Origin of the sequence: Roseibium sp. (assembly GCF_025698965.1) — a bacterium.
Classification (GTDB): Bacteria; Pseudomonadota; Alphaproteobacteria; order Rhizobiales; family Stappiaceae; genus Roseibium.
The window spans coordinates 1-11581 of the sequence record NZ_JAILWL010000179.1; the positions used below are offsets into that span (position 1 = coordinate 1).

The following is an 11581-nucleotide window of genomic DNA, read 5'->3' on the forward strand; positions in this document are numbered from 1 at the left end:
AAATACTTCCAGAGGTTCCAGATGTTCACTTCAAGACCGTTTTCACGGGCCCGGAGGGCCATGCTTTCGGCTGCTCTGGCCGTCACAGTTACATTGGGCGTTTCATTCACCAGCGCCGAAGCCGCAGATCCGATTAAGGTTGCCGCCATCTATACCGTTCCGGTTGAGCAGCAGTGGGTGAGCCGTATCGACAAGGCTTTGAAAGCTGCTCAGGACCGAGGCGAAATCACCTATACTTTCTCCGAGAATGTTGCCAACACGGACTATGAACGCGTCATGCGGGAATATGCCGAGCAGGGCATGGACCTTGTTGTCGGAGAGGCCTTTGCCGTTGAAAGAGCGGCTCGCAAGGTTGCCGCGGAATACCCGGACACCGCTTTCCTGATGGGATCCTCATTCGGTCCGGCACAGCCGAACTTTGCAGTGTTCGACAACTGGATTCACGAGCCGAGCTATCTCTCCGGCATGATTGCCGGTGCGACCACCAAATCCAACGTGATCGGCATGGTCGGCGGTTATGCCATTCCTGAAGTCAACCGGCTGATGAATGCCTTCATGGAAGGGGCGACTTCCGTCAACCCGGATGTGAAGTTCCTGGTGACCTTCATCAATTCCTGGTACGACCCGCCCAAGGCCAAGGAAGCTGCCTTTGCCATGATCGACAAGGGTGCGGACATTCTTTACGCGGAGCGTTTCGGAGTTTCCGATGCGGCCAAGGAAAAAGGTATATTGGCAATCGGCAACGTGATCGATACGTCCGGCGATTATCCCGGTACGATCCTGTCCTCCGCTCTTTGGCACATGGAGCCGACCATCGACCGTGCCGTCGGTGCGGTGGTCGCGGACAATTTCGAACCGGCCGATTATGGTCCCTACAGCTTCATGGCCTATAGCGGCGGCAGCTTTGTCGTCGATGAAGGTCTGGCGCCAGCTGATGCGGTGAGTGCCGCGAAAGCCAAGGAGCAGGAAATCATGGATGGCCTGTTCCGCGTCAACGTGAACGACAGCGAGCCGAAATCCACCATGTAACCGGTCCGAACCGGTGCAATCCGGCGGCAAATCAACCGCCGGATTTTCTGCCGCTGCAAGAGGTTCTTGCAGCCTGACGCTCGTGCTCACGCAAATTTTGGAGGCCGGTATGGTGCATTCGCCAAGCGACGCCCCGCTCGTTCTCAAACTGGACGGTATTACCAAGCGGTTCGGCGCACTTACAGCCAATGGTGATGTAACCCTTGAATTGAAGCAGGGAGAGATCCTGGCTCTTCTCGGAGAAAACGGCGCCGGCAAGACCACGCTGATGAACATCCTTTTCGGCCATTACGTGGCCGATGAAGGCAATGTGCTGGTTGCGCGGGACGGGCAGAGGCTGGCCGAACTTGAACCAGGCTCGCCGCATGCAGCCCTGGAAGCCGGAATTGGCATGGTGCATCAGCACTTTACGCTTGCGGAAAACCTGAGTGCGCTCGACAATATTCTGCTCGGAACGGAGGCCCTGTCCGCACTCAAATCCGCGCGCGCACCAGCCCAGAAGAAACTCGCAGAGTTGATGGCGCGCTCCGGGTTGGCGGTGAACCTGGATATGCGGGTTTCACAGCTTTCTGTTGGTGAAAAGCAGCGCATTGAAATTCTGAAAGCCCTTTATCGGGATGCGCGTGTTCTCGTACTGGACGAACCGACCGCCGTTCTGACACCCCAGGAATCCGAAACGCTGTTTGCGACGCTCAAGAAACTTTCAGCTGAAGGTCTCGGCATCATCTTCATTTCCCACAAACTGGCGGAAGTGATTGCCTCCTCGCATCGCATTGCGGTGCTGCGGGGCGGACGCAAGGTCGCCGATCTTCCGACTGAAGCCTGTGATCAAAGGCAGCTGGCCGAATTGATGGTCGGTCACGAAATCACGGAGACGGTCCGTGAACCGGGCCATGCCGGAGAGCCCCTGTTCGTGATGACGGGTGTTTCCGCCGGTCACGGCAGAGAGGCGCTCCACGATATTTATATGGACCTCAAGTCAGGAGAGATCCTCGGAATTGCAGGTGTTTCGGGCAATGGTCAAACCATGCTGGCCCGCGTGATCTCCGGTCTCGAAACTCCGGCCCAGGGTACGATGACCCTTGGAAACCGAAATCTGGATCATGCCAGCGCGCGGATGATGATCGATATCGGTCTTGCGCGCATTCCGGAGGATCGACATCACGACGGGATCGTCGGGGCGATGAGCGTTTCTGAAAACCTGGCCATTGAAGCAATCCGGAAGCCGGAAAACCAGCAATATGGTCTATTGCGATTTTCCGCCATGCGGGAGCGGGCGAGAAAGCTGATCAAGGCGTACGATATTCGCTGCCAAAGCGAAGACAGCCCTGCGCGGCTGTTGTCCGGGGGGAACATCCAGAAAATCGTTCTGGCACGTACCCTGGAAACCGAACCCAAGGTGGTGCTTGCGGCCCAACCCTCCAGAGGACTGGATGTGGGGGCGACATCCGACGTTCACAAGCGGCTTCTGGCTGCCAGGGGGCGGGGCGCCGGGGTCATTCTCATCTCCGAAGATCTTGATGAACTGATGCGGTTGTCAGATCGGATTGCCGTGATCCACCGGGGGCACCTGTCCGCGGCGGAGCCGACTGAAACCCTTGACCGAGGCACCCTGGGGCTTCGCATGGCCGGACACTCTGGAAAGGATGCGGCATGATACGCTTTGAACCTAGAGGACCTGTCGGCGTGTCGCGCATGATTGCCGTGCCGGTTGTCGCGGCCGTTGTCGCGCTGATCCTGGCGGCTGTTCCGATGATGTTTGCCGGGCTCTCCATTTTTGAAGCCTATGGATTGATGGTCACTGGGGCATTCGGATCGCTCTTTGCCTTTACCGAGATGCTGACACGGGCGACACCACTTATTCTCACAGGTCTGGCAGCCGCCGTCGCGTTTCGCGCCAAGCTCTGGAATATCGGAGCCGAGGGCCAGCTCTATGCAGGAGCGCTCGCCGCGGTTGCCATTGGCACCGGTGTTGTTTCCGGACCTTCCTACATTCTCATTCCGGCGGTGGTTTTGGCCGGTGCGCTCGCCGGGGGGCTGGTCATGCTCGGACCGACGCTTCTGAAAACGCGACTTGGTGTCGATGAGGTCGTCACGACCCTGCTTCTGAATTTCGTTATTCTACTCTTTGTCCAGATGATGCTGGAAGGGCCAATGCAGGACCCGATGGGGATGGGGTGGCCGCAATCCGAGCCGGTGCTGGATGAAGCTGCGCTGCCGAAACTGATGGCGCGCATGCGTATCCATTGGGGCCTGATCCTGGCGCTGGTTGCTGCGCTCGGCGTTTACTTTCTGTTGAAACGGACCGTCTGGGGTTTTGAAATCCGGGCTGTCGGTGAAAATGCCGCTGCCGCCCGGCATGCCGGCATTCCGGTCACGGCCACTTTCATCCGCGTGGGACTTTTGTCCGGTGCGCTGGCGGGTCTTGCAGGTGTTGGCGAGGTCGCAGGTCTGAAGGGTTATCTGACCGCGGATCTTTCACCCGGATTTGGGTATTCGGGTATCGTGGTTGCCATGCTCGCCGGACTATCGCCAATCGGTGTCGTTTTTGCCGCGCTGTTCATTGCGAGCATTTTTGTCGGCGCGGATTCAATGTCACGTGCAACCGGCGTTTCCAACTATCTGGCAGACCTGATTGTCGCCATGGCGCTTCTCAGCGTACTCGTCTCGGGTCTTTTTCTAAGGTTCAAGATTCGATTTGTCGGAGCCAACACAACACGGGAGGCTGCTGAATGAGCGAGATACTGGAAATCCTGCTGTCGGCAAACTTTTGGGCAGCTTCTCTACGTATCGCAACCCCGTTGATTTTCGGCGTGATCGGAGCTCTGGTCTGTGAGCGTGCCGGGGTTTTGAACCTGGGGATTGAAGGCATCTTCACCGCCGGTGCGATGGCGGGGTGGATGGCGGTCTGGCTCGGGGCTGGCCTTTGGGGGGGCGTTCTCGTGGCCGCTCTTGCGGGAGCATTCTTTGGACTGATCCACGCGATCCTGACCGTGCCTCTCGGTCTTTCCCAACACGTTTCGGGAATTGGCGTGACGCTGTTTGCGACGTCGCTCAGTTATTTCATCTATCGAACTGCTCTGCCGGACGTCTCTTCGCCACCGCGGATCGAAGAGTTTGAGCCGTTGAACATTCCGGGACTTTCGGATCTGCCCTTTGTCGGCCCCGCCCTGTTTCAGCAAACACCGCTGACCTTTCTGGCTCTGTTCCTGGTTGTTGCAACTGCCTATGTGCTCTATCGCACGCCACTCGGACTTGCGATCCAGGCCGTTGGCGACAATCCATCGGCGGTCGAGTCCCAGGGTCTTTCCGTCTACGGCCTGAGGATTGGCGTTGTTGTCGTCGGGTCCGCCATCATGGCGCTCGGGGGTGCATTTTTGACCATGTCCGCCTTCGATGCTTTCTTTTTCGGCATGGTCAATGGGCGTGGCTGGATTTGTATTGCGTTGACGGTGTTTGCCTCCTGGCGTCCCGGCAAAGCCTTGCTTGGAGCACTGTTGTTCGGTGCCTTTGACGCCTTTCAGGTGCGCCTTCAGACGGAAGTTGGTGCGTTCATTCCAGGACAGGTGTTCCTGATGATGCCGTATCTGCTGTCCATCGCGGCCCTGATTGTTGTCGCACGCAAGGCGGACTATCCGCGTGCGCTGCTTGTACCCTATTTCCGTGGCCAACGCTGACAGGAGCCTTTCCGATGAGCTTTGATCTTCTCGTCAAAAACGCCAATCTTCCAGACGGCCGGACAGGGGTTGATATTGCCTGCCGTGATGGCCTGATCGAAGCGGTGGAGCCTGGAATTTCTGCGGATGCCGGCAATATTATCGATGCCGGTGGCAAACTTGTTTCGCCGCCCTTTGTCGATAGTCACTTCCACATGGATGCGACGCTTTCCCTCGGTCTGCCGCGCATGAACCAGAGCGGCACGCTGCTGGAAGGCATTGCGCTTTGGGGAGAGTTTAAGGAGATCCTGACCGTTGAAGCGGTTGTCGAACGGGCGCTGAAATACTGTGACCTTGCCGTTTCTCAGGGGCTTCTGGCGATCCGAACACACGTCGATGTCTGTGACGACCGGCTGACTGGTGTCGAGGGATTGCTGGAGGTTCGCGAGAAGGTCAAACCCTATATCGATCTGCAGTTGGTCGCGTTTCCTCAGGACGGGCTCTACCGGTCTCCGAATGCGGAAAGGAACCTTTTGAAAGCGCTCGATATGGGGGTCGATATTGTTGGTGGCATTCCGCATTTCGAGCGGACCATGGAGGATGGCGCGAGATCCGTCGCACGCCTGTGCGAGGTTGCTGCCGAACGTGGTCTGATGGTTGATATGCATTGCGACGAAACCGATGATCCGATGTCGCGGCATATCGAAACACTGGCCTTTGAAACTCAGCGTCTCGGATTGCAGGGTCGCGTGGCAGGGTCGCATCTGACCTCGATGCATTCGATGGACAATTACTATGTTTCCAAGCTGTTGCCCTTGATCGCAGAGGCTGACATTCACGCCATCGCCAATCCGCTGATCAACATCACGCTGCAGGGCCGGCATGACACTTATCCCAAACGACGGGGACAGACCCGGGTTCCGGAAATGCGCTCTTACGGGATCAATGTTGCCTTCGGCCATGATTGCGTGATGGATCCCTGGTACTCCATGGGGAGTGGCGACATGCTGGAAGTCGCCAGTATGGGGTTGCACGTGGCGCAGATGACCAGCCGTGACGCTATCCGCTACTGCTACGAATGTGTCACATCGCACCCGGCAAAAGCACTCGGACTTGAAGGCTATGGGGTCGAAGAGGGATGCCGGGCGGATTTTGTCCTGCTTCAGGCGCGCGATACGATTGAGGCCATCCGCCTCAAGGCAACCCGGCTAGCGGTGGTAAAGGCCGGTAAGGTGATCGCGACAACCCCGGCCCGTCAGTCCCAGCTTGAACTTAATGGCCGGCCGGGCAGCATTGATCCGGCGGACTATGCTCCGAATGAGGGCTGAGCTAAATCCGAGTTCAAGGAACCTTCGTTTCCGATTTCATCCCGGACGAAGCGCAGCGCAGATCCGGGATCCGGTATCCCTGGCGTCGCCACCATCGCAAATCACGGTGATTACTGGGTTCCTGCCTTTGCAGGAATGACAAGTCGTTTTTCAACATCTTTGGTTTGCTCATTTACATGGAGCATCTCGTTGTCATTCGGGAAACTGATTTCATCTATATGTTTTAAGTTTGAAATTTTAAGCTTGAAGTAAATTTCGATCTGTGCTTCGCTAATCAGGTTCGAGGCGATGGAGGATCTTATGCGGATTGCTTGCTTGGGCGGTGGGCCTGCCGGGCTCTACTTTGCAATATCCATGAAGCTGCGTGATCCATCGCATGAGATCGACGTGATCGAGCGCAATCGTCCCGACGACACATTCGGCTGGGGTGTGGTCCTGTCGGATGAATCCCTGCAGAACCTTGCTGCGAATGATCCGGTCAGTGCCAAGTCGATCAGTGACAATTTCGCTTATTGGGATGACATTGCACTGCATTTCAAGGGCGAACGTCTTGTGTCCTCCGGTCACGGGTTCTGCGGAATCGGACGCATGAAGCTGTTGCTGCTGCTGCAGGAGCGGGCCCGTGAACTCGGTATCAACATGAAGTTCGAAACCGAAGTCGAAAGTGCGGAAGACTATCGCAAGGACTACGATCTCGTGGTCGCAAGCGATGGCCTCAATTCCAAGACCCGAGCGCTCTACGCCGACACATTCAAACCCGACATCGACGAGCGCCTATGCCAGTTCGTCTGGCTTGGAACGCATCAGAAGTTTTCCGACGCTTTCACTTTCATTTTTGAAGAGACCGAACATGGCTGGGTCTGGGCGCATGCCTACCAGTTCGACGACAACACGGCGACCTTCATTGTTGAGTGCGCGCAAGAGACGTTCGACGGCTTTGGCTTTGGCGAGATGAGTCAGGAAGAGAGCATCAGGACCTGCGAGGAGATCTTCAAGGATCACCTGGGCGGCCATGCTCTGATGACCAATGCCAAACATATTCGAGGTTCGGCCTGGATCCGCTTTCCCCGTGTGCTGTGCGAAAAGTGGAGCTATGAGAATGTGGTTTTGCTGGGAGACGCAGCGGCGACCGCGCATTTCTCGATAGGATCGGGGTCCAAGCTGGCCTTTGAGTCAGCCATTGCACTTGCGGACCTTTTACACAGTGAACCTGATATGCAGTCCGCGTTCGACAAATATGAGCAGGACCGCAGGCTCGAAGTTCTGCGCCTCCAGTCTGCGGCCCGGAATTCGCTGGAATGGTTCGAGCATGTGGAGCGCTACCTGCATCTCGACCCGGTTCAGCTCAACTATTCCATGCTGACCCGCTCTCAGCGGATCAGTCACGAGAACCTGCGTCTGCGAGATCCGAAATGGCTTCAATCGGCTGAGCGCTGGTTCATGGAACAGGCTGGTGTTTCACCGAGCGCACCCGTGCGTTCGCCAATGTTCACGCCGTTCAAACTGCGAGGCATGGAGTTGAAAAACCGCATCGTCGTCTCACCGATGGCACAGTACAAGGCCGTGGAAGGGACGCCGACCGACTGGCACTTCGTCCATTACAGCGAGCGGGCCAAAGGCGGTGCGGGTCTGGTTTATGTCGAGATGACCTGCGTCAGTGCCGAGGGGCGGATTACGCCAGGGTGTCCGGGGCTTTATGCACCTGAACACGAGGCCGCCTGGAAGCGGTTAACGGACTTCGTTCATGCGGAAACCGATGCCAGGATTTGCTGCCAGATAGGTCATTCAGGCCGCAAGGGATCAACCAATATCGGCTGGCAGGGAATGGATCAGCCACTGGCCGAAGGCAATTGGGACCTGGTCTCCGCTTCAGCCATTCCGTGGTCCGGCAACAATGCAATACCGCGTGAAATCACACGCGATGAAATGGTGGAAATCCAGGCGCAGTTCGTGGCGGCTGCGGAAATGGCCAATCGGGTCGGGTTCGATATGATCGAGCTGCATGCTGCCCATGGCTACCTGCTGTCGTCTTTCATTTCGCCGGTCTCAAACATCCGCACGGATGAATATGGCGGATCGTTGGAAAACCGTATGCGCTGGCCACTGGAAGTGTTCCGGGCCATGCGCGCCGTTTGGCCGGATCAAAAACCGATGTCTGTGCGTATTTCCGCAAACGATTGGGTCGGTGAGCAAGGTATCACTCCGGACGATGCAGTCGAAATCGCGCGCATGTTCGATGAGGCAGGTGTTGATCTGATCGATGTTTCCGCCGGGCAGACGTCCGCTGCTGCCAAGCCGATCTATGGCCGTATGTTCCAGACACCGTTCTCCGACCGAATTCGCAATGAAGGCGGTTTGACGACAATGGCGGTCGGCAACATTTACGAATCCGATCATGCCAATTCCATTTTGATGGCGGGTCGGGCGGATCTGGTCGCCGTCGGGCGGCCGCATCTGGCTGATCCATATTGGACTTTGCATGAAGCCTGCAAGATCGGAGACCGGTCTGCAACCGACTGGCCCTTGCCTTATCTCGCCGGCCGCGACCAGATGTGGCGCTTGTCCGACCGTGAAGCGGAGATGCTGCGCGCATGAGTGTTTCAGGTCGCCATATTGTCGTTACCGGCGGAGGAAGCGGTGTCGGGGCTGCCTGTGCCAAAGCTTTTGCAGGGAAGGGTGCGACGGTTACGATCTTCGGTCGTACAGAGGAAAAGCTCATCGCACAATCGATGCCCTATCAGGTGTGCGATGTGACCGATGCTGACGCGGTGTCGACGGCCTTTGAAGCGGCTAGAACTGTGTCTGGACCAATTGATGTGGTCATTGCGAATGCCGGTGCTGTCGAGAGTATTCCGTTCGCGAAGATGAGGCCGGATGTCTTGCAGGCGATGCTGGCGGTCAACGTGATGGGTGTCTCCAATGTCTGGCAGGCGGCCTTGCCGGACATGAGGCAAAGTGGCTGGGGCCGCATGATCGCCATCGCGTCAACCGCGGGTCTGCGCGGTTATCCTTATGTCAGTGCCTATTGCGCGGCCAAACATGCCGTTGTCGGTCTGACACGCGCCCTCGGTAAGGAGTTGGCCAGGACAGGGATCACCGTCAACGCAATTTGTCCGGGATTTGTCGAGACACCGATGCTGGAGCGTTCAATCGATAACATTGTCGAAAAGACCGGTATGACCAGGGAGCAGGCTGCGGAAGCTCTGAAAGCCGATAATCCGCAAGGTCGGTTCATCCAGCCAAAGGAGGTTGCCGATACCGCACTTTGGCTTTGCTCGGATGGCGCGATTTCGATGAATGGTCAGGCTGTCAGCCTGGCAGGAGGTGAATTGTGATGCCTGAACATGCCGCCAGGCAAGAGCCCCTGTCCAAAGCCCGTCTGCGGATCTGGCTGAAGCTCTTGAAGACCGTCAATGGCATTGAGGCGGAAATCCGCCGAAATCTCAGGGACCAACATGGAACAACGTTACCAAGATTTGACGTCATGTCCGCGTTGGCGCGCTTCCCCGAAGGCCTCAAGATGAGTGATCTTTCGACTTTTCTGAAAGTGTCGAACGGCAATGTCACCGGCATTGTCGACAAGTTGACCGAAGAAGAGCTGGCACTCCGCGTTGCGGTCCCAGGCGACAAGCGAGCGCAAATGGCTCGATTGACGCCGAAGGGTCGTGACGCTTTCGCAGATTTGGCAGATCACCATGAAGGCTGGATCGACGGACTGCTGGAAAGCTGGACGGTTGAGGATATTGACGCTGTTTCGGCAGCTCTGGATGTCGTGTTGAGCCCACATACGGACAAGGAGAGTGGTCATGCGCAGTGACGTCTCACACTTTTGCTGTGACATCGCGGATGGAATTGCCCGGATCTCTCTGGACAGACCTGAGCGCAAAAATCCACTGACCTTTGAAAGTTACGCGGAACTGCGCGACTGGTTCCGTGATCTGCACTACGCGGATGACGTACATGCCGTGGTCATCCTGCCGAATGGCGGCAATTTCAGTTCCGGTGGTGATGTTCATGACATTATCGGCCCACTGACACGCATGAACATGAAGGAACTGCTGGCTTTCACCCGTATGACCGGTGATCTGGTGAAAGCCATGCTCGGTTGCGGAAAACCCATTATTGCCGCTGTCGACGGTGTGTGCGCGGGTGCGGGGGCGATCATGGCGATGGCGTCAGACCTGCGTGTTGCGACCCCCGAAGCCAAGGTCGCGTTTTTGTTCAACCGGGTCGGGCTTGCCGGCTGTGACATGGGAGCCTGCGCAATCCTGCCGAGGATCATCGGTCAGGGCCGGGCGGCGGAACTGCTTTACCTCGGGAGGTCAATGAAGGCGGCCGAAGGTCACGCCTGGGGTTTTTTCAATTCAATCGTCGAGGCGGAGGCCCTGGACGGAGCGGCCATGGAGATAGCCGGGCGGATCGTTGCCGGACCGACCTTTGCAAACTCGATGACCAAAACCATGCTGGCGCAGGAGTGGTCGATGACCCTGGAACAGGCGATTGAAGCCGAAGCCCAGGCGCAGGCAATCTGCATGCAGGGCAATGACTTCCGCCGGGCATATGACGCGTTCGTTGCTAAAGAAAAACCTGTATTCGAGGGTGACTAATGGCGGACAAGACCTTTCTCCAATGGCCATTTTTCGAAGATCGGCACCGCGATCTGGCCGACGAGGTGGATGACTGGGCAAAAGCCAATCTTGTTCGTCTGGATCACGACGACACGGATGCTGTCTGCCGTAAACTTGTCAAGGATCTGGGGAGCGCCGGTTTCCTGCAGCATTCCGGAAATCCGGACGGTGTGCTGGATGTCCGCAATCTTTGCATCCTTCGCGAAACATTGGCGCGGCACGACGGGCTCGCAGACTTTTCCTTTGCCATGCAGGGGTTGGGAACCGGAGCAATATCGCTGTTCGGGACAACAGAGCAGAAAGACGGTTGGTTGCACCGAACCCGGTCCGGAGACGCGATTGCCGCCTTTGCCTTGACCGAGCCGCAATCGGGTTCAGACGTTGCCAATTCAACCATGACTGCGACCGACGATGGCGACGCCTATGTCCTCAACGGTGAAAAGACCTGGATATCCAACGGCGGGATTGCAGATCTTTACACGCTCTTTGCCAGAACCGGGGAAGCGCCGGGAGCCAGGGGACTTTCCGCCTTCATCGTGACGCCGGATCTATCGGGTTTCGAGGTCGTGGAACGCCTTGAGACAATCGCACCACACCCACTGGCGACCCTCAGGTTCACGGATTGCCGGGTGCCGAAGGTGAATCTGATCGGTGTGCCTGGCAGCGGTTTCAAGATTGCGATGTCGGTCCTCGACATCTTTCGATCAACCGTGGCTGCCGCCGCTCTCGGGTTCGCGCGCCGGTCGCTGGACGAAGCCTTGAAGCGCGTAACAACTCGAGAGATTCAAGGCGCGCCGCTTTTCGATCTGCAGCTGGTTCAAGGGCACATCGCCGACATGGCGATGGATGTCGATGCTGCCGCGTTGCTGATTTACCGGGCAGCCTGGACCAAGGACAGCGGCGCCCCGCGAGTGACACGGGAGGCGGCCATGGCCAAGCT

At 57.3% G+C, this 11581-nt stretch carries 10 protein-coding genes; all 10 read left to right on the top strand.

Translation table 11 applies throughout. The features are described from left to right. Positions 1–21 precede the first annotated feature (21 nt). Positions 22–1029 carry a BMP family protein gene (locus tag K5905_RS15580; protein WP_297585566.1) on the top strand — a complete coding sequence of 336 codons (1008 nt, stop codon included), beginning with the start codon at positions 22–24 and terminating at the stop codon, positions 1027–1029. Positions 1030–1138: 109 nt separating this feature from the next. Then, positions 1139–2686 carry an ABC transporter ATP-binding protein gene (locus K5905_RS15585; protein WP_297585553.1) on the top strand — a complete coding sequence of 516 codons (1548 nt, stop codon included), beginning with the start codon at positions 1139–1141 and terminating at the stop codon, positions 2684–2686. Further along, positions 2683–3765, top strand: a complete 1083-nt coding sequence (locus K5905_RS15590; RefSeq protein WP_297585554.1) for an ABC transporter permease — start codon at positions 2683–2685, stop codon at positions 3763–3765. The genes K5905_RS15585 and K5905_RS15590 overlap by 4 nt, the downstream gene beginning before the upstream one ends. Next, the gene (locus K5905_RS15595) at positions 3762–4706 is read left to right on the top strand and encodes an ABC transporter permease (protein WP_297585556.1); all 945 of its coding nucleotides are present in this window, start codon (positions 3762–3764) and stop codon (positions 4704–4706) included. Before K5905_RS15590 ends, K5905_RS15595 begins: the two co-directional genes overlap by 4 nt. Before the next feature lie 14 nt (positions 4707–4720). Continuing rightward, entirely contained in the window at positions 4721–6013 is a 1293-nt protein-coding gene (locus K5905_RS15600) for an amidohydrolase family protein (protein WP_297585557.1), read from the top strand. Positions 6014–6313: 300 nt separating this feature from the next. Continuing rightward, positions 6314–8608, top strand: a complete 2295-nt coding sequence (locus K5905_RS15605; protein WP_297585558.1) for a bifunctional salicylyl-CoA 5-hydroxylase/oxidoreductase — start codon at positions 6314–6316, stop codon at positions 8606–8608. Continuing rightward, positions 8605–9348, top strand: a complete 744-nt coding sequence (locus K5905_RS15610) for an SDR family NAD(P)-dependent oxidoreductase (protein ID WP_297585560.1) — start codon at positions 8605–8607, stop codon at positions 9346–9348. Before K5905_RS15605 ends, K5905_RS15610 begins: the two co-directional genes overlap by 4 nt. Beyond that, positions 9348–9830, top strand: coding sequence for a MarR family transcriptional regulator (locus K5905_RS15615; protein WP_297585561.1), 483 nt, complete (start codon positions 9348–9350; stop codon positions 9828–9830). Before K5905_RS15610 ends, K5905_RS15615 begins: the two co-directional genes overlap by 1 nt. Beyond that, the gene (locus K5905_RS15620) at positions 9820–10620 is read left to right on the top strand and encodes an enoyl-CoA hydratase family protein (protein WP_297585562.1); all 801 of its coding nucleotides are present in this window, start codon (positions 9820–9822) and stop codon (positions 10618–10620) included. Before K5905_RS15615 ends, K5905_RS15620 begins: the two co-directional genes overlap by 11 nt. Next, a partial coding sequence (locus K5905_RS15625) for an acyl-CoA dehydrogenase family protein (protein WP_297585564.1) occupies positions 10620–11581 on the top strand: 962 nt, incomplete at its 3' end. The genes K5905_RS15620 and K5905_RS15625, both read left to right, overlap by 1 nt.